A 24,012-nucleotide genomic window follows, 5' to 3' on the forward strand; every position below is an offset into this window, starting at 1 on the left:
CGGTCAGCTGCGGTAGACCGACACGACCGGCGTGCCGCACGCGGCGGGCTCGCCGTACCAGCCGCCCCAGCGGCTCTCGAGCGCCAGGTCGGCCAGCTCGGCCATGAGGTCCAGCTCCGCCGGCCACACGTACCGCAGCGGCACCCGGGCGTCGGCCAGGAACAGCGTCTGACGCGCGCAGTCGTGCCCGGTCACCAGCGGATCCGTCGCCCAGCGGGCCGGATCGGGGTGGTAGCCCTGCACGACGAGGGCGGCGCCGGGCCGCAGCAGCGCCGCCAGCCGGCGGACCGCGCGCACCTGGTCCCGCTGCACGAGCAGCCGGGAGAGCACGTCCGAACCGGCGTGCACGACGTCGAACCGCTGGGCAGGCAAGCTGTCCACGCCCGCCTCCGCGGCGGCGTACCCCAGTTCGGCGAGCTCGTCCGCGACCGGGCTCCCGCTCAGCACGAGCACGCGCGGACGGTGGGCGACGCGGTCGGCGACCTCGGCGAGGAACGCCGCCGCGCCGGCCGGATCGGCGGCCAGCGGGGCGGACCACGCGTCGAGGGTCACGGCCGGGTTCTCGGCGGTGCGGGCCGGCATCGGGCCACCTCACTTCACGGACGGGTCGGATCGTCTCTACGCAGAGTGCCCGACCGACCTAAAGTCGACCTTGCGCGCACGAAAAGGCGGCCCGTGCTCGGGGGCACGGGCCGCCTTCGCCACCGCGGAGGGGGTCAGCCGCGGGCGCGCTGGTGGAACTTCCGGATCGCGAGGTACGCGCCGCCGGCGGTGATGACGACCGACCAGGCCAGCGCCAGCCACACCGTCGATGCCACGGCCGTGCCGTTCATCAGGCCGCGGACGGCGTCGATCACCACCGTCACCGGCTGGTTGTCGACGATGGCCCGCAGCACCGACGGCATCGACCCCGTGGGCACGAGCGCGCTGGTGGCGTACGGGACGAACACGAAGATCATGCCGAGGCCGCCCGCGCCCTCGACGGTCTTGGCGATCGACCCCAGCAGCGTCGCGAGCCAGAACACGCCGGCCGAGAACAGCACCAGCAGGCCGACCGCGGCGAGCCAGCCGAGCACGCCGCCCGCCGGGCGGAACCCGATCGCCAGGCCGACCGCGACCATCACCACGAGCGAAAGCATGCTGCGCAGCACGCCGGAGACGACGTGGCCGACGAGGACGGCCGAGCCGGCCATCGGCATCGAGCGGAACCGCTCGACCAGGCCCTGGGTCAGGTCCGCGGCCACGCCGACCACGGTCGTCGTCGAGTTGAAGCCGATGCTGACGACCACCAGGCCGGGCACCAGGTAGTCGACGTAGGCCATGCCGGGCAGGTTGATCGCGCCGCCGAACATGAAGCGGAACAGGAGCAGGAGCACGATCGGCAGCGAAACCGCCTGGATCAGCATCTCCGGGTTGCGGACGATGTGCTTGATGTTGCGCGCGACCAGCACCCGGCAGTCGGACAGCGCCAGCGCGAACGCCGAACGGGTCGGGGTGCCCGGGACCTGCGTCCCCTCGAGCTCCCTGGACAGGGTCTGGGTCATCGCTTCGCTCCCGCGGTTCCGGTGAGGGTGTGGAAAACGTCGTCCAGGGTCGGCTCGGAGAGCTCCAACCCGGTGGTTTCGAGGCCCGCGTCGTCGATCCGGTTGAGCACCAGCCGGACCTGGGCCGGCTGGTCGATCGCGACGCTGACGGTGTCGCCGGTCAGCACCCCGCCGGCGACGTCGTGCGCGCGCGCCGCCTCGGTTTCGGTGGCGAAGGTGAGCTTCAGCCGCTCGGTGCCCACCTGGCGCTTGAGCTCGGCCGCCGTGCCCTCGGCGACCACGCGGCCCTTGTCGATCACCGCGATCCGGTCGGCGAGCTGGTCGGCTTCTTCGAGGTACTGCGTGGTGAGCAGGATCGTGGTGCCGCCGTCGAGCAGCTCGCGGATCGCGTCCCACATCGCCGAGCGGCTGCGCGGGTCGAGACCGGTGGTCGGCTCGTCCAGGAACAGCACCGGCGGCGAGGTGATCAGGCTGATCGCCAGGTCGAGCCGGCGGCGCATGCCACCGGAGTACGTCTTGACCTGGCGGTCGGCCGCGTCGACCAGGTCGAACTGCGCGAGCAGCTCGGTGGCGCGGCTCTTCGCCGCCGGCGTGGCCAGGTGGAACAGCCGCGCCATCATCTCCAGGTTCTCGCGGCCGGTGAGCAGCTCGTCGACCGCGGTGTCCTGCCCGGTCAGGCCGATCTGCTCGCGCACCGTCCGCTTGGACCCGGCGAGGTCGTGGCCGTTGATGGTCACGGTGCCGCCGTCGGCGTCCAGGAGGGTGCTGAGGATCCGCACCGTCGTGGTCTTCCCGGCGCCGTTGGGGCCGAGCAACGCGAACATCGTGCCGCGCCGCACGCTCAGGTCGACGCTTTCCAGGACGTCCACGTCGCCATAGGACTTGCGCAGCCCCCGTGCTTCGATCGCGTAGCCGGTGACCATGGGGTTACCTCTCCTCGTTCGGGTCGTTCCAGTGGGCCACAACCCGGCCGGCCCGGACAACAGTGGCCGGGGCCGGCCGGATTAGGGGTTCCCGCCCGGTGCGGTCAGTCGTCGCTGGCACCGATGGCCATGCTGATCAGCGCGTCGGTGTCGAGGTCGTCGATCGACGCCTCTTCCACGGCTTCGGGCTCCTCGGTGATCTCTTCGGCCAGGCGCACGCCGGCCAGCTCCAGCAGCCCGTCCAGCAGCCCGGCCGCGCGCAGCTTCTCCAGCGGGATGCCCGCCAGCGCGTCCCGGACTCCTTGCTCCGTAACGGCTTCCTCCGGGACGGCCTCTTCGGCGGGTGCCAGTTCGCCGACGAGGAACTCGGACAGGATCCGCGGGGTCGGGTAGTCGAAGATCAGGCTCACCGGCAGCTTCAGCCCGGTGACGAGGCTGAGCTTGTTGCGGAACCCGGTGGCGGACAACGAGTCGAAACCGACCTCGTTGAACGAGCGGTCCGGCTCCACCGCCTCCGGCCCGGCGTGGCCCAGCAGTGCGGCGGCGTGCGTGCGCACCAGGGTCAGCACCATCGGGACGCGCTTGTTCGCCGCCAGGCCGGCCAGCTTCTTCGCCAGCGACTCGGTGTCCTCGGCCGCGTCCTGCGCCGCGCGGCGGCCGGGCGTGCCGGCCAACCCTCGCAGCACGGCGGGGAGGTCGTCGCCGCCGGACGACGCCAGCACGCGCGTGTCCAGCGCGATCGGCACCAGCTGCGCCTCGGCCGCGCCGACCGTCGCGTCCAGCAGCCGCAATCCGTCCTCAGTGGACAGTGCGGTGATGCCGGTCTCGCCGATCCGGTGCGTGTCCGCGTCCTCCAGCGCCGCGCCCATGCCGTCGCTCCACAGGCCCCACGCCAGCGAGGTGCCGGTGAGGCCCTCGGTGCGGCGCCGGGCGGCCAGCGCGTCCAGGAACGCGTTGGCCGCGGCGTAGCTGCCCTGCCCCGGTGCGCCGAGGACCCCGGCGGCCGAGGAGAACAGCACGAACGCGGTGAGGTCCAGCTCGCGGGTCAGCTCGTGCAACGCAGTCGCCGCGTCGACCTTCGGCCGCAGCACGGTGTCGAGCCGGTCCGGCGTCAGCGACGTCAGGACGCCGTCGTCGAGGACGCCGGCGGCGTGCACGACCGCCCGCAGCGGCGCGTCGGCCGGGATCCCGGCCAGCAGCGACACGAGCGCGTCCCGGTCGGCCACGTCGCAGGCGGCCAGGGTGACGTCGGCGCCGAGCTCGGTCAGCTCCGCCCGGAGCTCGGCCGCGCCCGGGGCTTCGGCCCCGCGGCGGCTGGTGAGCAGCAGGTTGCGCACGCCGTGCTCGGTGACCAGGTGCCGCGCCACGGCCGTGCCCAGCGCGCCGGTGGCGCCGGTGACGAGCACCGTGCCTTCGGCGTCCCACACCGGGGCCGCCACCGCGTCGGCCGCCCGGACCAGCCGCGGCACCAGCACCGCGCCCGCCCGCAGCGCCACCTGCGGCTCGTCGGACGCCGACACCGCGGCCAGCGTCCGGCCGGTCGGGGTGCCCGCGCCGAGGTCGACGAGCGCGATCCGGCCGGGGTGCTCGGCCTGCGCCGAGCGCACCAGGCCCGCGACCGCGGCCCCGGCCGGGTCGGGGTTCTCCCCCGCCTCGGCGGCCACCGCGCCCCGGGTCACCACGATCAGCGAACCGGTGGACCCGGCCAGCCAGTCCTGCAGCAGGCCGAGCACGCGATGCAGTTCGGCGTGGACGTCGCCGGTGCCGCCCGCGGGCAGCACGACCAGGCCACTCGTCTCGGAAACCGACTCGGCCGCCTTGGCACCCAGCGCCTCGGTGAGACCGAAGGCGTCCGGGCCCAGCACGGTCCAGTCGGTGACCTCGGCGACGGCGTCGAGGTCGGTCCGCTCCCAGGCGACGCGGAACAGCGAGTCGCCGCCGCCGGCCGGCACCGCCTGCGGCACCGCCGACATCGGGCGCAGCAGCAGGGATTCCACCGACGCGACCGGGGCCCCGGCGCCGTCGGCGACGTCGAGGGAGACCGCGCCGGAGCCGACCGGGCGGACGTGCACCCGCAGGGTCGTCGCCCCGACCGCGTGCAGCCGGACGCCTTCCCAGGCGAACGGCAGCGCCGGTTCGTCCCCGGCCGCCCCCGAGACGCCGATGGTGTGCAGCGCGGCGTCGAGCACGGCGGGGTGGATGCCGTACCGGTCCACATCGGACACCGCGGCCGGCAGCTGGATCTCGGCGAACGCCTCGCCGTCGCGCTTCCAGGCCGCGACGAGCCCGCGGAACGCGGGACCGTAGACCAGGCCGTCGGCGGCCAGCTCTTCGTAGGTGCCCTCCAGCCGGACCTCTTCGGCGCCGGCCGGCGGCCACTCGGACAGCTCGAACTTCCCGGTCTTGCCCGCCTTGGCGAGCTTGCCGATCGCGTGCCGCGTCCAGGCGGCGCTGTCGCCTTCCGGGCGGGAGTGCACGCTGAACGTCCGGGTGCCGCCGCCGTCGGGTGCGCCGAGCGCGAACTGCACGCGGATGCCGGAGCGCTCGGGGACGACCAGCGGGTACTCCAGGGTCAGCTCCTCCAGCCGCGGGCAGCCGGCCTCGTCGCCGGCCCGGATCGCCATCTCGACGAAACCGGTGCCGGGGAACAGGATCGAGCCGCCGACGACGTGGTCGGCCAGCCACGGGTGCGTGCCCACGGACAGCCGGCCGCTGAACAGCAGCCCCTCGGCGTCGGCCAGTTCCAGCGCCGAGCCGAGCAGCGGGTGGTCCTCCTCGCCGACGGCGCCGGAGGTGCTCTCCAGCCAGAAGCGCTGCCGCTGGAACGGGTAGGTCGGCACCGGCACCGGCCGCGCGCCGGTCGGCTCGTAGACCGCGGACCAGTCGACGTCGACGCCGCTGACGTGCAGCTGTGCGACCCCGGTCAGCGCGGCGACCGCCTCGTCGTTCTCCTTGTGCAGCAGCGAAGCCAGCGCCTCGGGCTGTTCGTCGAAGCAGCCCGCGGCCATCGCGGCGAGCGTGGTGTCCGGGCCCAGCTCCAGGAAGCGGGTGACTCCGTCGGCGGCGGCGCGGGTGACCGCGTCGAGGAACCGGACGCCCTCACGGACCTGCTGGACCCAGTACTCCGGCGAGGTCAGCTCGGCCGGCCCGCCGGTGACCGTGGAGATCACCGGGATGCGCGGGGTGCTGTAGGTCAGCTCCGAGGCCACCGTGCGGAACTCGTCGAGCATCGGGTCCATCAGGCGGGAGTGGAACGCGTGCGAGACGCGCAGCCGCTTGGTGCGCTCGAACTTCGCCGCGACCTCGGCGACGGCGTCGGCCTCGCCCGAGACGACGACCGCGCTCGGGCCGTTGACGGCGGCGACGTCGACGCTGTCCCCCGCGGCTTCGCGCACCGCGTCCGGAGTCGCTTCGATCGCCACCATCGCCCCGCCCGCCGGCAGCGCCTGCATCAGCGCACCGCGGGCGACGACCAGCTTCGCCGCGTCTTCGAGGGAGAGCACGCCGGCGCAGTGGGCTGCCGCGATCTCGCCGATCGAGTGCCCGGCGAGCACGTCCGGCTTGACGCCCCACGCCCGGACCAGGCGGAACAGCGCGACCTCCAGCGCGAACAGCGCGGGCTGGGTGTAGCGGGTCTCGTCGAGCCCTTCCCCGCTGTCGATGATCGCCCGGATCGGGCGGTCCAGGTGCCGGTCGACCGCGGCGCAGGCCTCGTCGTACGCGGCGGCGAACGCCGGGTACTGCTCGGCGAGCCGCGCGCCCATCTTCGCGCGCTGCGAACCCTGGCCGGCGAACAGGAACGCGGTTCGCCCGCCCGCGGTGGCGATCCCGCTGACGACCCCGCGCGCCTCCTCTTCGTCGACCAGCGCCGCGAGCCCGCGGACGAACTGCGGTGACCGGCTGCCGATCAGCACCGCCCGGCGGTCGAACGCGCCGCGCGTGGTGGCCAGCGAGAAGCCGATGTCGGCGAGGCTGCCCTCGGGCTCTTCGTCCACATAGGACATGAGCTGCTCGGCCTGCGCCCGCAACGCCGCGGCGCCGCGGCCGGAGACCGGCCAGGCGACGGGACCGTCGTGGGACGGCCCGCCGCCGCCGACCTCGGGCCGGTCGCCCTCTTCCAGGATCACGTGCGCGTTGGTGCCGCTCACGCCGAACGACGAGACGCCCGCGCGGCGGGTGTGCCCGTTCGGCAGCCACTTCACCGGCTCGGCCAGCACCCGGACGGTGCCCGAGGACCAGTCGATCTCGCTCGAGGGCCGGCCGACGTTCAGCGTCGCGGGCAGTTCGCCGTGGCGCATGGCCAGCACCATCTTGATGACGCCGGCCGTGCCGGCCGCCGCCTGCGTGTGCCCGATGTTCGACTTCACCGAGCCGATCCACAAGGGACGGTCGGCGGCGCTCTCCTTGCCGTAGGTGGCGAGCAGCGCCTGGACCTCGATCGGGTCGCCCAGCTTCGTGCCCGTGCCGTGCGCCTCGACGGCGTCCACATCGGACGCGCTCAGGCCGGCGTCGGCCAGCGCCGCGCGGATCACGCGCTGCTGCGCGGGACCGTTGGGCGCGGTGAGCCCGTTGGACGTGCCGTCCTGGTTGACCGCGCTGCCCTTGAGCACCGCGAGCACCGGGTGCCCGAGGCGCCGAGCCTCGGACAGCCGCTCCAGCACCAGCACGCCGACGCCCTCGGACCAGGTGGTGCCGTCGGCGTCGTCGGAGAAGACCTTGCACCGGCCGTCGGGGGCCAGGCCCTGCTGCCGGCTGAACTCGACGAACGTCTCCGGGGTCGCCATCACCGTGACGCCACCGGCCAGCGCGAGCGTGCAGTCGCCGCTGCGCAGCGCCTGCGCCGCCATGTGCATCGCGACCAGCGACGACGAGCACGCCGTGTCCACGCTGACCGCCGGGCCCTCCAGGCCGAGCGAGTAGGAGACGCGGCCGGTGACGATGGAACCGGCGCTGTTCGCGCCCACGTAGTCGTGGTACTGCACCCCCGCGTAGACGCCGGTCGGGCTGCCCTTGAGCGAGACCGGGTCGATCCCGGCGCGCTCCAGCGCTTCCCAGCACGACTCGAGCAGCAGCCGCTGCTGCGGGTCGATCATCGGCGCTTCCTTCGGCGAGACACCGAAGAAGCCCGGGTCGAAGTCGCCGGCGTCGTAGACGAACCCGCCGCGGGCGACGTACGTGGTGCCCGGCCGGCGGCCGGTCGGGTCCAGCAGGCCGTCGACGTCCCAGCCGCGGTCGGCCGGGAAGTCGCCGATGGCGTCGCGGCCGCTCGCCACCAGGTCCCACAGCTGCTCCGGCGAGGTGACCCCGCCCGGCAGCCGGCAGGCCATCCCGACGATCGCGATGGGCTCGTCGGAGGCGGCGGAAAAAGCCACCGTGGTGATCTCGTCCCCCGTGCCGGCCAGCTCGGCCAGCAGGTGGGCGGCCAGCGCCGACGGCGTCGGGTGGTCGAAGATCAGGGTCGCCGGCAGCCGCTGCCCGGTGGCCGCGGTGAGCCCGTTGCGCAGCTCGATCGCGGTGAGCGAGTCGAAGCCCAGCGAGGAGAACTGGGCCGCCGACTCGATTTCGTGCGCGCCGCCGTAGCCGAGCACGGTCGCGGCGTGCCCGCGCACCAGTTCCAGCACGGCGTCGGCGCGGTCGTCCTCGGGCAGGGCCAGCAGCCGCGCGGCGAAGGAGCCGGCCGGAGCCGCGGACGCGCTCGCCGCGACACGCCGGGCGCGCCCGCCGACGAGGTCCTCCAGGGTCTTCGGGACGCGGTCGAGCTTGCGCAGCGCCGGCAGGTCGAGCTTCACCGGCACGACGGCGGCCTGCCGGGACGCCAGCGCCCGGTCGAACAGGCCGAGGGCGTCCGCGGTGGACAGGGGCACGATGCCCCCCGAACCCAGGCGCGAGACCTCGGCCTCGGTCAGGGTCCCGCCCATGCCGCCGACCTCGCCCCACAGGCCCCAGTCCAGCGACAGCGCCGGCAGTCCCTTCGCGACGCGGTGGGCCGCGAGGGCGTCGAGGAACGCGTTGGCCGCGGCGTAGCTGCCCTGGCCGGGCGCGCCGAGCACGCCGGAGACCGACGAGAACAGGACGAACGCCGAAAGCGCGGTGTCGCGGGTCAGCTCGTGCAGGTTGCGCGCGCCGTCGACCTTCGGCCGCAGGACCGCGTCGAGCCGCTCGGGCGTGAGCGCCGTGACGACGCCGTCGTCGAGGACACCGGCGGCGTGCACCACCGAGGTGAGCGGGTGCTCGGCCGGGATCGCGGCCAGCACCGCGGCCAGCGCGTCGCGGTCGGCGACGTCGCAGAGCGCGATGTCGACGTGCGCGTCCAGCTCGGTGGCGAGCCGCTCCAGCTCGGGCGTGCTCCGGCGGCTCACCAACAGCAGGCGGCGGACGCCGTGCGTGCCGACGAGGTGCCGGGCGAGCGTGCCGCCGAGGGCGCCGGACGCGCCGGTGACCAGCACGGTGCCGCTCGGGTGGAAGTACGCGGGCTCGGCCGCGTCCGCGATCCGCACGAGCCGCGGGACGAGGACCGTGCCGAAGCGGACGGCGGCCTGGGGTTCGCCGGTGGCGAGGACCCCCGCCACGACGTCGTCCGCGGCGCTCTCGGCGTCGAGGTCGAGCAGCACGAAGGTGTCCGGGTTCTCCTCCTGCGCCGAGCGCACGAGGCCCCAGACGGTGGCGGCGGCGAGGTCGGTGACGTCCCCGGCGGCCGCGACGGCCCCGCGGGTGACGACGACCAGGCGCGCGTCCGCCGGGTGCTCGGCGGCCAGCCAGTCCTGCAGGGCGGCGAGCACGCGGTGGGCCGGTTCGGGAGTTCCGGTGCAGTCGAGGACCTCGGCGGCAGCCGCGTCCACAGGGGACTCCGGGACGACCGCGCGCTGCCAGTCGACGCGGTACAGCGGCGCGACCGCGTCGGCCGCGACCGGCGTGGTGAACGCGCGGAACACCGCCTCGGTCACGGTGGCGACGGGCGCCCCGGTGGTGTCGGCGAGCGCGACCTCGTAGCCGTCCTCGGTGGTCGGGGTGAACCGCACCCGCAGCGCCGAAGCGCCGGTGGCGTGCAGTTCGACGCCGGTCCAGCAGAACGGGACGCGGCCGACGCCGCCGTCCCCACCGCCCGCGACGCGCAGGGCGTGGGTGCAGGCGTCGAGGGCCGCCGGGTGCAGGCCGAAGCGGTCGGCGTCGCTGTCCTCGGGCAGCACGACCTCGGCGAACACCTCGCGCCTGCGGCTCCAGACCGCGTGCAGCGAGCGGAACAGCGGGCCGTAGCCGAGGCCGGTGTCGGCGAAGTCGTCGTACACGCCCTCGATCGCGACGGGCTCGGCACCGGCGGGCGGCCATTCGGCCAGCTCCACCCCGCCGCGGTACGACGGCGGCGTGACCGTGCCGCTCGCGTGCAGCGTCCACGGCTCGCTGTCGGCGCCTTCCGCGCGCGAGTGGACGGTGACGGCGCGGACGCCGTGCTCCCCCGCCGCGCCCACGGTCACCTGGACCTGCACGCCACCGCGTTCCGGCACCACCAGCGGGCTGCTGAGCGTGAGTTCTTCGATCCGGCCGCTGCCGACCTGGTCGCCGGCGCGGACGACCAGTTCCAGGAACGCCGTGCCGGGCACGGTGACGACGTCGCCGAGCCGGTGCTCGGCCAGCCACGCGTGCGTCTCGACCGACAGCCGCCCGGTGAGCACCACGCCGTCGGTGTCGGCGAGTGCGATGGCGGCGCCGAGCAGCGGGTGCCCGGCCGAGGTGAGGCCGACCGCGGTCACCTCGTCGCGGTTGGCGCGGGCGTCGAGCCAGTAGCGCTTGCGCTGGAACTCGTACGGCGGCAGGTCGACGCGCTGGGCGCCGGTGCCGGCGAAGACCGCGGCCCAGTCCGGGACGAGCCCGCTGACGAACAGCTCGGCGAGCGCCGTGAGCGCGGTGGCGGGCTCGGGACGGTCCTTGCGCAGGACCGGCACGACCACGGCGTCGAAGCTCTGGCGGGCGAGCGCGGAAAGCACGCCGTCCGGCCCGACCTCGACGAACCGCGAGACGCCCTGGGCGCCCAGTGCGGTGAGCCCGTCGTGGAACCGGACGGCGGCGCGGACGTGCGAGACCCAGTACTCCGGCGTCGCGATCTCGGGTCCGGCAAGCGCGCCGGAAACGTTGGAGATCACCGGGATCGTGGGCTGGGAGTAGCTGAGCGTCCGGGCGACGGCGGCGAACTCCGCCAGCATCGGCTCCATCAGCGGCGAGTGGAAAGCGTGCGACACCTTCAGCTTCGAGGACTTGTGGCCCTCGAACCGCGCGACTACTCCCGCGACGGCGTCTTCGGTGCCGGACAACACCACGGAGTCCGGGCCGTTGATGGCGGCGATGCTCACGTCGCCGGTCAGCAGCGGCGTGACTTCGTCCTCGGTCGCCTGCAGGGCGACCATCGAGCCGCCGGTCGGCAGCGCCTGCATGAGCTTCGCCCGGGCGGCCACCAGCGCGGCGGCGTCGGCCAGCGAAAGCACGCCCGCGACGTGCGCGGCGGCCAGTTCGCCGACCGAGTGGCCGAGCAGGAAGTCGGGCTTGACGCCCCACGAGGACAGCAGCCGGTACAGCGCCACCTCGATCGCGAACAGCGCGGGCTGGGTGTAGCCGGTCTGGTTGATCAGGCGCGGATTCTCGAAGACGACCGTCTTCAGTGGACGGTCGAGGTGCGGGTCCAGCGCGGTGAAGACCTCGTCCAGTGCCTCGGCGAACACCGGGAACGCGGCGGCCAGCTCGGCCCCCATGCCCGCGCGCTGAGCGCCCTGGCCGGAGAAGAGGAACGCGGTGAGCCCCTCGACGGCGGTGCCGGTGACCAGCTCGCCGGCCGCCAGGGCCGTGAGACCCGCCTTGCCGTCGAGCACCACCGCGCGGTGGCTCAGCGGCGAGCGGGACGTCGCCAGCGAGAACCCGAGGTCGAGCGGGGTGGCATCGTCCACGACGGACAGCAGTTTCGAGGCCTGCGCCCGCAGCGCCGCGGCGCCGTGCCCGGACAGGGGCCACGGGACCGGCACTCCGGCGGGCCAGCTCGGCGTGGTTTCCACGACCTCGGCGGCGGGGGCTTCCTCGACGATCACGTGCGCGTTGGTCCCGCTGACCCCGAACGACGAGACACCGGCGCGGCGCGGCTTCTCCCCCGCCGGCCACGGACGCTCCTCCGTCAGCAGCGAGACGTTCCCGGCGGTCCAGTCGACCTCGGCGCTCGGCTCGGTGACGTGCAGGGTCTTCGGCAGCACGCCGTTGCGCAGCGCCTGCACCATCTTGATCACGCCGCCGACGCCGGCCGCGCCCTGGGCGTGGCCGATGTTCGACTTGATCGAACCGAGCCACAGTGGACGGTCGCGGTCCTGGCCGTAGGTGGCGAGCACGGCCTGCGCCTCGATCGGGTCGCCGAGCGTGGTGCCGGTGCCGTGCCCTTCGACGGCGTCCACATCGGACGCCGAGAGCTGCGCGTTGGCCAGCGCCTGGCGGATGACGCGCTGCTGGGACGGGCCGTTGGGCGCGGTGAGGCCGTTGGACGCGCCGTCGGAGTTGACCGCGGTGCCGCGCACGACGGCGAGGACCCGGTGGCCGTTGCGGCGGGCGTCGGACAGCCGCTCCAGCAGGAGCGTGCCCGCGCCTTCGGCCCAGCCGGTGCCGTCGGCGCTGTCGGAGAACGGCTTGCAGCGGCCGTCGGCGGCGAGCCCGCGCTGGCGGCTGAACGCGACGAACGGGCCGGGCCGCGACATCACCATCACGCCGCCGGCGAGTGCGAGCGCGCAGTCGCGCTGCCGCAGCGCCTGCACGGCCAGGTGCAACGCGACGAGCGACGACGAGCAGGCCGTGTCGACGGTGATGGCCGGGCCTTCCAGGCCCAGCGCGTAGGCGATCCGGCCGGAGATGACCGAGCCGGCGTTGCCGGTGCTCAGGTAGTCCTGCACTTCACCGGCGAGCACCGACTGCGGCAGCTCGTCGTAGTAGTCCTGGTCGCCGCTGCCGAGGAAGACGCCGACCTGCTGCTTGGCCAGGGAATGGGGTGCGATGCCGGCGCGTTCGAAGGTCTCCCACGCCAGCTCCAGCGTGAGGCGCTGCTGCGGGTCCATGGCGAGCGCCTCGCGCGGCGAGATGCCGAAGAACGGCGCGTCGAACTGGGCGACGTCGTGGATGAAGCCGCCCTCGCTCACGTAGCTCGTGCCCGGGCTGTCGGGGTCGGCGTCGAACATCGTGTCCAGGTTCCAGCCGCGGTCGGCCGGGAACGGCCCGATCGCGTCGCGGCCCTGCGCCACCAGTTCCCAGAGGTCCTCCGGGGACCGGACGTCGCCCGGGTACCGGCAGCCCATCGCGACGATGGCGATCGGCTCGGCTCCGGCGGCCTCGACCTCGCGCAGCCGCTCCCGCGTCTCCTGCAGGTTGGCGGTCACCCGCTTCAGGTAGTCGACCAGCTTGCTTTCGTCAGTCATCGTGGACATACCTCTCAGGCGCCGAGCTCGTTGTCGATGAGGGCGAACAGCTCATCCGTGGTCGCGGTCTCCAGCACTTCGGTGGTCTTCGTGCCGGACAGGGTCTTGTGCAGGGTGGTCACCATCGCCTGCAGGCGGGCGACGATCCGGGACCGGTCGATCTCCGCGGCGTCCAAAGTGGACGTCACGGCTTCGAGCCGGTCGAGTTCCGTCTCCAGCGGGACCGCCGCTTCGCCGCCCAGCTGCGTCCACAGGTGCTCGGCGAGCGCCTGCGGGTTGACGTGGTCGAACGCGACGGTGGCCGGGAGCTTGAGACCGGTGGCGACGCCGAGCCGGTTGCGCAGGTCGACCGCGGTGACCGAGTCGAACCCGAGCTCCTTGAACGCGCGGGCCGGTTCGACCGCCGAGCCGTTGTCGTAGCCGGCGACCACGGCGACCTGGCCGCGGACCAGCTCCAGCAGTGTCCGCTGCTGTTCGGCGGTGGTCAGCGAGGCCAGCTTCCCCTTCAGGTCGCCGGTGTCCTCGACCGGACCGGACTCCTCCTGGGCGACCTCGGCCAGGGCGCGCAGCAGCGGCCGCGGCCGGGCGAGCTGGTACACCGGGGCGAACACGGCCCAGTCGATGTCGGCGACCACCAGGTGGGTCTCGTCGCGGTCCAGGGCCTGGCCCAGGGCCTCGACCGCGAGCTCCGGGGCCATCTCGGCCAGGCCGATGCGCCGCAGCAGGTCGCTCGCCTCGGCGCCGACCATGCCCCCGCCGCCCCACGAACCCCAGGCGACGGCGGTCGCGGTACGTCCCGCGGCACGGCGGCGGCGGGCGAGCGCGTCGAGGTAGGCGTTGCCCGCGGCGTACGCGGGCTGGCCGGAGGTGCCCCACACGGCGGCACCGGAGGACATCAGCACGAACGCGTCCAGCTCGGTGTCGCCCAGCAGCTCGTCGAGCAGGGCCGCGCCGGTGATCTTGGCGCGGGTGGCGGCGGCGAACTCCGCGGGCGTGACGTCGGCCAGGGCCGGCTCGTCGGTCAGCACGCCGGCGGCGTGCACCACCGCCGTCGGCGGGTGCTCGGCCAGCAGCGCCGCGAGCGCCCGCTCGTCGGTGACGTCGCAGGCCGCGACCGTGACGCGGGTGCCGCCCAGCTCGTCGACCAGCTCACGCGCGCCCACGGCGTCGAGGCCGCGGCGGCTGGTGAGCACGAGGTGCTCGGCGCCGCGGCCGGCCAGCCAGCGGGCGACGTGCGCGCCGACCGCGCCCGTGCCGCCGGTGACCAGCACCGTTCCCCGCGGCGTCCACTCGGTCTCGGTTGCCGGCAGCGGCGCGCGGACCATGCGCCGGGCGAACACCCCGGACGGCCGGATCGCGACCTGGTCCTCGTTGTCCGCTCCGGACACCACCGAGGCCAGCCGCGCGGCGTCCGCGGGACCCTCGACGTCGACCAGGCCACCCCAGGTGGCGGGCTGGTCGAGCGCGACGACCGTGCCGAGGCCCCACACCGCGGCGGCGGCCGGGTCGGCGTCGGCGAAGGCGTCCACCGCGACCGCGCCGCGGGTGACGACCCACACCGGAGCGTCGCTGTCACGCAGGACTTGCAGCAGGGCGATGGTGGCGGCGACCGCGGTGCTGAGCGCGGGGTGCTCCGGGTGTTCGCGGGTGTCGAGGGCCAGCAGCGACAGCACGCCGTCGAACGGCCGCAACGCCGTCGCTTCGGTGAGCGCCTCGGCCAGTTCCCCGTGCTCGGCGATCACCCGGACGACATCGCCCTGCTCGGCGAGCGCATCGGCCAGTTCGGCCGCCTCGGGGACGTCAGCCGGGACGACGACCAGCCAGGTGCCGATCAGCCCGCCCGTGACGGTCACCGGCGCCCAGGAGACCCGGTAGCGCCAGGACTCCACAGTGGACAGGTCGGTGCGGCGGCCGTGCCAGGCGGCCAGCGCCGGGACGACCTCGGCCAGCGGGGCGGCTTCGACGCCGAGCCGGGCGGCGAGCGCGTCGACGTCGCCGGCGGTGACGTCCTGCCAGAAGTCCTGGTCGGCGACCTGCGCTCCGGTCACGGGAGCCGCGGGGGCTTCCTCTTCGTGCCAGAAGCGCTTGTGCTGGAACGGGTACGTCGGCAGTTCGACGATCCGGCCGCCGGGGACGAGGGAGGCCCAGCCGGCCGCGCCGCCGCGGACCGAGTGCTCGGCCAGCGACGTCGCGAACCGGGTCATGCTGCCTTCGTCCCGGCGCAGGGTCCCGGTGACGGAACCGCTGTGGCCGCCTTCGTCGAGCGTCTCCTGGATGCTCATCGCGAGCACCGGGTGCGGGCTGACCTCGACGAACCGGGTGTAGCCCGCCTCGGCGAGCTTCGCGACGACCGGGGCGAACCGGACCGTGGTGCGCAGGTTCGTGAACCAGTACCGGGCGTCCATGGTCGCCCCGGGTTCCTCGGTCACCGTGGAGGTCATCGCGACCGTTCCAGCGCCGGGGGTGATCGGGCCGAGGTCGGCCAGCAGGCGGTCGGCGAGGTGCTCCACGTGCGCGGAGTGCGACGCGTAGTCCACCGGCACGCGCTTGGCGCGGAAGCCTTCGGCGACGAGCTGGTCACGCAGCTGGTCGAGGGCATCGCCGTCACCGGAGAGCACCGCCGAGGTGGCGCCGTTGTCGGCGGCCAGGGAGATCCGGCCGTCCCACGCGCCGAGGCGGGCCGACAGCTCGGCGGCGGGCAGGCCGGCGGCGAGCATGCCACCGCCGCGGCCGCCGAGGACGTCGCCGATCGCCTTGCTGCGCAACGCGACCACGCGGGCACCGTCCTCAAGGGACAGGGCACCCGAGACGCTGGCCGCGGCGATCTCCCCCTGGGAGTGCCCGATGACCATGTCCGGCTCGACGCCGTGCGCGCGCCACAGCGCGGCCAGCGAGACCATCACCGCCCACAGCATCGGCTGGACGACGTCGACCCGGTCGGCGGGCGGCGTGCCGGGCTCGCCGTGGAGCACGGCGACGACCGACCAGCCGGTGAACTCGGACAGCGCCGCGTCGCACTCGGCCATCCGGGCGGCGAACGCGGGCGACTGGGTCAGCAGCTCGGTCGCCATGCCGGTCCACTGGGAGCCCTGGCCGGGGAAGACGAACACGGTCTTGCCGCGGACGTCGGCGGTCCCGGTGACGACGTCGGGGCGTGACCCGCCCGCGGCCAGCGTCTCCAGGGCCTGCCGGGGGTCGGTCGACAGCACCACCGCGCGGTGGTCGAACTGCGCGCGACCGGTGGCGAGGGTGTGGGCGACGTCGACGAGGTTCTCGTCCACATGGGACACCAGCCGACCGGCGGCCGCGGCCAGCGCGGCCGGGGTCTTCGCCGAGAGCACGAGCGGGTGGACCACCGGCGCGGGCGGTTCTTCCCGCTCCTGGTCCGGTGCCTGCTCCAGGATCACGTGCGCGTTGGTGCCGCTGACGCCGAACGAGGACACGGCCGCGCGGCGCGGGCGGGAGACCTCGGGCCACTCACGCGGCTCCGCCAGCAGCTCCACCGCGCCCGCGGTCCAGTCGACGTGGCTCGACGGGGTGCCGAGGTGCAAGGTGCGCGGCAGCCTGCCGTGCCGCAGCGCCTGCACCATCTTGATCACGCCGGCGACGCCGGCGGCGGCCTGCGGGTGCCCCATGTTGGACTTGATCGAGCCGAGCAGCAGCGGCTCGCCCGTCGTGCGCTGCCCGTAGGTCTCCATCAGCGACTGCGCCTCGATCGGGTCGCCGAGCGCGGTGCCGGTGCCGTGAGCCTCGACGGCGTCCACATCGGACACCGACAGCCCGGCGTCGGCCAGCGCCGCCTCGATCACCCGGACCTGCGACGGGCCGTTCGGGGCGGAGAAGCCGTTGCTCGCGCCGTCCTGGTTGACCGCGGAACCGCGCAGCACCGCCAGAACCCGGTGACCGTTGCGGCGCGCGTCCGAGAGGCGCTCCACCACGAGCACGCCGACGCCCTCGGCCCACGACGTGCCGTCGGCGTCGTCGGAGAACGACTTGCTGCGCCCGTCCGCGGCCAGGCCGCGGCGGCCGGAGAAGTCGACGAACATCTCGGGCGTGCCCATCACGGCCACGCCGCTGACCAGCGCGAGCGTGCAGTCGCCGCGGCGCAGGCCCTGGGCCGCCATGTGCAGGGCCACCAGCGACGACGAGCACGCGGTGTCCACCGAAACCGACGGTCCTTCGAGCCCAAGAGTGTAGGAGACCTGCCCGGAGACCAGGCTTCCTTCGGGGCTGCCGCCGCTGTAGTCGTGGTACATCACGCCGGCGAAGACACCGGTGGGGCTGCCCTTCAGCGCCTGCGGGTCGAGCCCGGCGCGCTCGATGGCCTCCCAGGACGCTTCGAGCAGGATCCGCTGCTGGGGGTCGGCGCGGCGGGCGTCCCGCGGGCTGATGCCGAAGAACTCCGCGTCGAAGTTCGCGGCGTCGTAGAGGAAACCGCCGTGGCGCGTGTAGGTCTTGCCGGGCCGCTCGGGCGTCGGGTCGTAGACGCCCTCGATGTCCCAGCCGCGGTCGGCGGGGAACTCGCCGATGACGTCCCGGCCCTCGTCGACGACGTCCCAGAGGTCGTCCGGCGTCGCGATGCCCCCGGGGTAGCGGCAGCTCATGCCGATGATCGCGAGGGGCTCGGTGTCCCTGGTCTCCAGCTCGTGCACGCGGTGCCGGGCCTGCTTGAGGTCCGCCGTCGCGCGCTTGAGGTAGTCGCGGAGCTTGTCCTCGTTGCCCATGGCTTTCCCGTTCACCGAAACTCCCATCACGAAATGCCCAGTTCGTTGTCCAGCGCGGCGAAGAGCTCGTCGTCGGTGGCGGCGTCGAAGTCGGCCTCCGGCGCGTCGTGGCCGGTGTGCGCGTCGGTCCACTTGCGCACCAGGGCGTCGAGCCGGGCGGTGACCTTCGCGGCCGAGCCGTTGAGCGACCCGGCGGCGCCGCCGAGCAGCGCCTCGAGCCGGTCGATCTCGGCCAGCAGCGGCTCGGCGGCGCCGCGGGCCGGGCCGAGCAGCGCGTTCAGGCGCCGGGCGAGCGCGGCCGGCGTCGGGTGGTCGAACACGATGGTCGCGGTCAGCTTCAGGCCGGTCAGCGCCCCGAGCTGGTTGCGCAGCTCCACCGAGGTGAGCGAGTCGAAACCCATCTCCTGGAAGGCGCGCTCGGGCTCGACCGACGCGGCCGAACTGAACCCCAGCACCGCGGCGACCTGCTCGGCCACCACGGTCAGGAGGTGGGCCTCGCGCTCGGACTCGGGCAGCGCGCCCAGCCGGGCGGCGACCGCGCCGCCGGACCGCGCGGCCGGGCGGCGGCTCGGCGCGGGCCGGACGAGCCCGCGCAGGACCGGCGGCAGGGCGTCGCTGCGGGCGCGCAAGGCCGCGAGGTCGAGCTTCACCGGCGCCAGCACGGCGTCGTCGGCGGTGAGGCACGCGTCGAGCAGGGCAAGGGCTTCGCCGGTGGCCATCGGCGGCGTGCCGAGGCGGCGCAGCCGGCGGAAGTCGGCCTCGTCGAGTTCGCCGGCCATGCCGCCGTCCTCGGCCCAGGCACCCCAGGCCAGTGCCGTCGCCGCGAGCCCGTGGGCCCGGCGGTGGCGGGCCAGCTCGTCGAGGTAGGCGTTGGCGGCGGCGTACCCGGCCTGCCCGGCCGCGAGGACGGTGCTCGCGGCCGAGGAGAACAGGACGAACGCGGCCAGGTCGCGGGTCAGCTCGTGCAGGTGCCACGCGCCGTCGACCTTGGGCGCGAAGACGCGGTCCAGCTCGTCGTCGGTGAGGGTCTCGACCCGGCCACCGGCGGCGACACCGGCCGCGTGCAGGACGGCGGTCAGCGGCGCGTCGGCCGGGACCGCGTCGAGCAGCGCCCGCACGGACGCCGCGTCGGTGACGTCGCAGCTCGCGATCGTCACCTCGCCGCCCAGCTGCCGGAGTTCTTCGCTCAGCTCGGCCGCACCGGGCGCGTCGGCGCCCCGGCGGCTGGTGAGCAGCAGGCGGCGCACGCCGTGGCGCGTCACCAGGTGCTTCGCGACGACCGCCCCGAGCCCGCCGGTGCCGCCGGTGATGAGGACGGTCCCGTCGGGGTTCCAGTTCAGCTCCCCGGCCGGCGGGGTCGCGGGGGTCAGGCGCGGCACGACGACCTTGCCGTCGCGGACCGCCACCTCGGGTTCGCCGGTGGCCAAGGCGGGCCCGGCGGCGCCGTTCGCGTCGAGGTCGACGAGCACGAACCGGCCCGGGTTCTCGGCTTCGGCCGCCCGGATCAGGCCCCAGACCGGCGCGAGGGCCGGGTCGACGTCCTCGCCGTCGACCGACACCGCGCCGCGCGTGACCACGGCCAAGCGGGTTTCGCCGTCTTCGGCGAGCAGTTCCCGGACCGCGGTGAGCACCTGCCGCGTGACCGCGCGGGCCGCGGCGGGCGGCGAACCGTCCGGAGTGGACACTTCCAGCACCTTCGCGGCCCCGGCGTTCCCGGTGGGGGAAGCGGGTTCCCACGCCACCCGGAACAGCGAGTCCCGGCTCGGCGCCAGCTTGTCCAGCGAGATCGGCCGCGCGGCCAGGGACTCGACGGACAGCACGGGCGCGCCGGCGTCGTCGGCGATCCGCAGCGTGATGGTGTCCGGGCTGGTCGGCGACACGTGCACCCGCAGCGCCGCGGCGCCCGCGCGGTGCAGGGTGGTACCGCTGAAGGCGAACGGCAGCATCGGCTTCGCTTCGCCGTCCCCGGGCTCCGGGCCGAGCAGCTGAGCGTGCATCGCGGCGTCGAGCAGCGCCGGGTGCAGGCCGTAGCCGGCGGCGTCGGCGCTGTCGGGCAGGACGACGTCGGCGTACACGTCGTCGCCGCGGCGCCACATCGCCCGCAGGCCCTGGAAGGCGGTGCCGTAGTCGTAGCCCAGCTCCGCCAGGTGCGCGTAGGGGTCGGCCAGCTCGACCTCGACGGCCCCCGCCGGCGGCCACTCGGCCAGGTCGAACGCCGGCGGTTCCGCCTCGGTACCGGCGAACCCTTCGGCGTGCCGGATCCAGGTGTCCTGGCCGTCGAGTCGCGAGTGGACGGTGAGCCGGCGGCGGCCGTCGTCCTCGGCGTCCACCGAAACCTGGATCGCCGCGCCCCCGCCTTCGGCCAGGGTCAGCGGGGCGTGCAGCGTCAGCTCCTCGATCCGGGCGCAGCCGGCCTCGTCGGCGGCGCGCTGCGCCAGCTCGAGGAACGCCGTGCCGGGCAACAGGATCGTGCCGAGGACGACGTGGTCGGCCAGCCACGGCGCGGTGGCGGTGGACAGCCGGCCGGTGAGCACCAGCGTGTCGGAGTCCGGCACCCGCACGACGGCGCTGAGCACGGGGTGCCCAGCGGGCTGCTGGCCGTGGTCGGCGGCGTCCCCGGCCGCGGTGGTGGCGGGTGCCCAGTAACGGGTGCGGCGGAACGAGTAGGTGGGCAGCGCGACCCGCCGGGCGCCGGCGTAGAACGCCGCCCAGTCCACGGGAATCCCCCGCGTGTGCAGGGTCGCGAGCGCGGTCACGACGGTGTGGGCTTCGGGGCGGTCCTTGCGCTGGGCCGGCACGAAGGCGAGTGCGTCGTCGTCCAGCGCGGCCTGGGCGGCGGCGGTGAGCACCGCGCCCGGCCCGATCTCGACGAACGTCCGGACGCCCTCGCCGGCCAGTGTGCGCACGCCGTCGTGGAACCGGACGGCCGCGCGGACCTGGTGCACCCAGTACTCCGGCGTCGCCAGGTCGGCGTCGGCGGAGACCGTCGAGACGATCGGGATCGCGGGCGCGTGGTAAGTGAGCGTCTTCGCGACGGCGGCGAACTCGGCGAGCATCGGGTCCATCAGCGGCGAGTGGAAGGCGTGCGAGACGCGCAGTTTCGAGGTCTTGCGGCCGTCGAACTCCGCGACGACTCCCGCGACGGCCGCTTCGGTGCCGCTGAGCACAACTGAGTCCGGACCGTTGATGGCGGCGATGCTCACGTCGGAAGTGAGCAGCGGCATCACCTCGGCTTCGGTGGCCTGGATCGCGACCATCGCGCCACCGGCGGGCAGGGCCTGCATGAGCTTCGCCCGCGCGGCGACCAGCGTGCAGGCGTCGCCGAGCGAAAGGACGCCGGCGACGTGCGCCGCGGCCAGTTCGCCGATGGAGTGCCCGAGCAGGAAGTCCGGCCGCGCGCCCCAGGTCGCCAGCAAGCGGAACAACGCGACCTCGACGGCGAACAGCGCGGGCTGCGTGAAGCCGGTCTGCCGCAGTGCTTCCTCGTCGTCGAGCACCGTCCTCAGTGGACGGTCGAGGTGCTGGTCCAGTTCGGCCGCCACGGCGTCGAGCGCTTCGGCGAAGGCCGGGTACTGCTCGGCCAGAGCCAGGCCCATCCCGGCGCGCTGGGCGCCCTGACCGGTGAACAGGAACGCCGTCCGGCCGCTGCGCCGGCGGCCGCGCACGACGCCGGGTGCGTCGGCACCCTCGGCAAGCGCGGTGAGCCCGGCGAGCAGCTCCGTGCGGTCGGTGCCGACGACGACGGCCCGGTGGTCCAGCGCCGAACGCGTGGTGGCGAGCGAAAAACCGATGTCTTCGAGCGAACCGGCGGCATCGGCGAGCCGCCGCGCCTGCGCGGCCAGGGTGTCCGCCGAGTCGGCCGACACCTGCCACGCGACGACGGGCAGCGCGGCAGGGGGCGCCGGCTCCTCCTGGACCGCCTCCGCCTGCTCGACGATCACGTGGGCGTTCGTGCCGCTGATGCCGAACGACGACACCGCGCCGCGGCGGGGCCGGGACACCGCGGGCCACTCGCGGGACTCGGTGAGCAGCTCGACGCGCCCGGCCGACCAGTCGACGTGCGGCGAGGGCGCGTCCACGTGCAGCGTCTTCGGCAGCACGCCGTGGCGGATGGCCTGCACGACCTTGATCACGCCGCCGACGCCGGCGGCGGCCTGCGCGTGCCCGATGTTCGACTTGAGCGAGCCGAGCCACAGCGGCTCTTCGGCCGTTTCGGGGCGCTGGCCGTAGGTCGCCAGCAGGGCCTGCGCCTCGATCGGGTCGCCCAGCTTCGTCCCGGTGCCGTGCCCTTCGACCAAGTCGACGTCCGATGTGGACAGTCCGGCCGATTCGAGCGCCTGCTGGATGACCCGCTGCTGCGCCGGTCCGTTGGGGACGGTGAGCCCGCTGGAGGCGCCGTCGGAGTTCACCGCGCTGCCGCGCACGACGGCGAGCACGTCGTGGCCGAGCCGGCGGGCGTCGGACAGCCGCTCGACGACGAGCACGCCGACGCCCTCGCCCCAGCCCGTGCCGTCGGCGCCCGCGGCGAACGCCTTGCAGCGTCCGTCGTCCGACAGGCCGCGCTGCTCGGCGAAGTCGATGAAGGTGCCTGGTGTGGCCATCACGGTGACCCCGCCGACGAGGGCCAGCGCGCAGTCGCCGCGGCGCAGCGCCTGGGCGGCCCAGTGCAGGGCGACGAGCGAGGACGAACACGCGGTGTCCACGGTGACCGCCGGGCCCTCCAGCCCGAGCGCGTAGGCGACGCGGCCGGAGACGACGCTGCCGGCGGCCTCGTGGCCGAGGTAGTCGTGGTACATCACGCCGGCGAACACGCCGGTGTCGCTGCCGCGCAACGTCTCCGGCACGATGCCGGCCCGTTCCAGCGCGGTCCACGACGTCTGCAGCAGCAGGCGTTGCTGGGCGTCCATCGCGCGTGCCTCGCGCGGCGAGATGCCGAAGAACTCGGGGTCGAACTCGGCGGCGTCGTAGAGGAAGCCGGCCTCGCGGGTGTTGGTGGTGCCGGGCCGTTCGCCCGCCGGGTCGTAGAGCGCGTCCAGTGCCCAGCCGCGGTCGGCCGGGAACGGGCCGATGGCGTCGGTGCCGGTCGCCACCAGCTCCCACAGGTCGTCCGGGGAGCCGACGCCACCGGGGAACCGGCAGTCCATGCCGACGATGGCGATCGGCTCGGTGCCGGCCTCCCGCGCGTCCCGCAGGGCCTGCTTCGCCTCGCGCAGTTCGGCGGTGGCGCGCTTGAGGTAACCGAGCAGCTTGCCCTCATTTTCCGTGCTCACGTCATGACCCCCAGTTCGGCACCGGCGAAGCAGAAATTGGCACTCACGTAATCGACCGCCTCGGGAAGTTGCCGCGATTTCCAGGTGATTCCGGGAAAAACGCTACCCAGATGTATTCGCCCGCCCCACCCCTAACGGGCCCAGGCAGGGGCCCGGGGCACCTCGCAGGTAATCGCCGACCGTCGCAGTCGGGATCAGCGGAGCAGTTCGGCCATCACCGTGCGCGGCGCCGGCAGTGCGGCGATCTCTTCGCGCAACGCCGTCGCGGCGCGGGACAGGTCCTCGTCGGTCGTCAGCGTGCGCGCTTCTTCGCCGGATCCGGTCTTCCCGGCGCCGGCCGCCGTGATGCGGGACGCGATCGCCGACTCGGCCAACGAAAGCTGGGGCAGGCCGTGCGCCGCTGCCGCGAGGGCCAGGGCCGCGTCGCCGTCGTGGATGACCGCCGCGCACGTCGGCAGCAACGCCGCCGGGGGCGCGGAGTCGACGAGCCGGACGTTGGCCGGCATCGTGACCCCCGCCGGGATGCGGGCCGCGCACACCAGCTCGAAGTCCGCTCCGGCGACCACGTCGAAGAGCGGGCCGAACAGCGTTTCGTCGGTGAGGGACAACAGCACCCGGCTGCGCCTTGCCTTGCGGCGCAACCAGTTCGGCACCACCACGGGACCGAAGTAGGGCACGTGCCGCATCGCGCGGACCTCGCCGCTCCCGGCCCGCAGCGACGGCGGCACGGTGTCCAAAGTGACGTCCGCGGTGTCGTCGGTGGCCGGCTCGTCCAGTGCGCCGAGGACGCGGACGGCGACGGCCCCGACCGCCCGCGCGGCGGCCGTTCCCGCCGGGGCCAGAGCGTCGGACACCACGACCTGGGGGCGCCACAGCTCGGCGAACCCGGTCAGGGCGGCGGACTCGGCGAGCGCCCCCTCGTCCCCGCTTTCCAGCTCGATCGCCACCGAACTGGTGCGGAGGATCTCTTCGACGAACGAAGGGCGTCCGGCGATCTTCACGTCATGGCCCGCCGTCCGCAATGCCCACGCGAATGGCGCGAGGTTGTGCAGCCGGGCGGGCGAAGACGGGGCGGCCATGAGCACACGCATGGAATCCACTCCAGAAAAAGGAAACCG

General features: G+C 74.4%; 6 protein-coding genes and 1 pseudogene. All 7 read right to left on the reverse strand.

Annotated features, from left to right (window positions below):
- Nucleotides 1-3: 3 nt before the first annotated feature.
- The 7 genes and pseudogenes from BLV96_RS50345 to BLV96_RS38005 all read right to left on the reverse strand — a co-directional run bounded on the left by BLV96_RS50345 (nucleotide 4) and on the right by BLV96_RS38005 (nucleotide 23,985).
- Nucleotides 4-582, reverse strand: a complete 579-nt coding sequence (locus BLV96_RS50345; RefSeq protein ID WP_086676341.1) for a hypothetical protein — start codon at nucleotides 580-582, stop codon at nucleotides 4-6.
- Between the two features lie 134 nt (nucleotides 583-716).
- A complete protein-coding gene (locus BLV96_RS37980; protein WP_086676343.1) occupies nucleotides 717-1,544 on the reverse strand; it encodes an ABC transporter permease in 828 nt (275 codons plus the stop codon).
- Nucleotides 1,541-2,467: an ATP-binding cassette domain-containing protein gene (locus BLV96_RS37985; protein ID WP_086676345.1), complete on the reverse strand. Its 927-nt coding sequence runs from the start codon at nucleotides 2,465-2,467 to the stop codon at nucleotides 1,541-1,543. The genes BLV96_RS37980 and BLV96_RS37985 overlap by 4 nt, the downstream gene beginning before the upstream one ends.
- Before the next feature lie 104 nt (nucleotides 2,468-2,571).
- Nucleotides 2,572-12,900: a type I polyketide synthase gene (locus tag BLV96_RS37990; RefSeq protein WP_086676355.1), complete on the reverse strand. Its 10,329-nt coding sequence runs from the start codon at nucleotides 12,898-12,900 to the stop codon at nucleotides 2,572-2,574.
- A 14-nt stretch (nucleotides 12,901-12,914) separates the two neighbouring features.
- A complete protein-coding gene (locus BLV96_RS37995; protein ID WP_346218117.1) occupies nucleotides 12,915-17,639 on the reverse strand; it encodes a type I polyketide synthase in 4,725 nt (1,574 codons plus the stop codon).
- An 11-nt stretch (nucleotides 17,640-17,650) separates the two neighbouring features.
- A pseudogene (locus BLV96_RS38000) lies at nucleotides 17,651-22,882 on the reverse strand (SDR family NAD(P)-dependent oxidoreductase); the annotation flags it as partial.
- Between the two features lie 206 nt (nucleotides 22,883-23,088).
- Nucleotides 23,089-23,985 carry a nucleotide disphospho-sugar-binding domain-containing protein gene (locus BLV96_RS38005; RefSeq protein ID WP_167379873.1) on the reverse strand — a complete coding sequence of 299 codons (897 nt, stop codon included), beginning with the start codon at nucleotides 23,983-23,985 and terminating at the stop codon, nucleotides 23,089-23,091.
- Between the last annotated feature and the right edge of the window lie 27 nt (nucleotides 23,986-24,012).

This window comes from Amycolatopsis pretoriensis (assembly GCF_900107925.1).
Classification (GTDB): Bacteria; Actinomycetota; Actinomycetes; order Mycobacteriales; family Pseudonocardiaceae; genus Amycolatopsis; species Amycolatopsis pretoriensis.

Excerpts from the sequence above, each read along its gene's own strand:
- BLV96_RS37990 (WP_086676355.1), bottom strand. The coding sequence starts at position 12,900 with ATGACTGACGAAAGCAAGCTGGTCGACTACCTGAAGCGGGTGACCGCC.
- BLV96_RS50345 (WP_086676341.1), bottom strand. The coding sequence starts at position 582 with ATGCCGGCCCGCACCGCCGAGAACCCGGCCGTGACCCTCGACGCGTGG.
- BLV96_RS37985 (WP_086676345.1), bottom strand. The coding sequence starts at position 2,467 with ATGGTCACCGGCTACGCGATCGAAGCACGGGGGCTGCGCAAGTCCTAT.
- BLV96_RS37980 (WP_086676343.1), bottom strand. The coding sequence starts at position 1,544 with ATGACCCAGACCCTGTCCAGGGAGCTCGAGGGGACGCAGGTCCCGGGC.
- BLV96_RS38005 (WP_167379873.1), bottom strand. The coding sequence starts at position 23,985 with ATGCGTGTGCTCATGGCCGCCCCGTCTTCGCCCGCCCGGCTGCACAAC.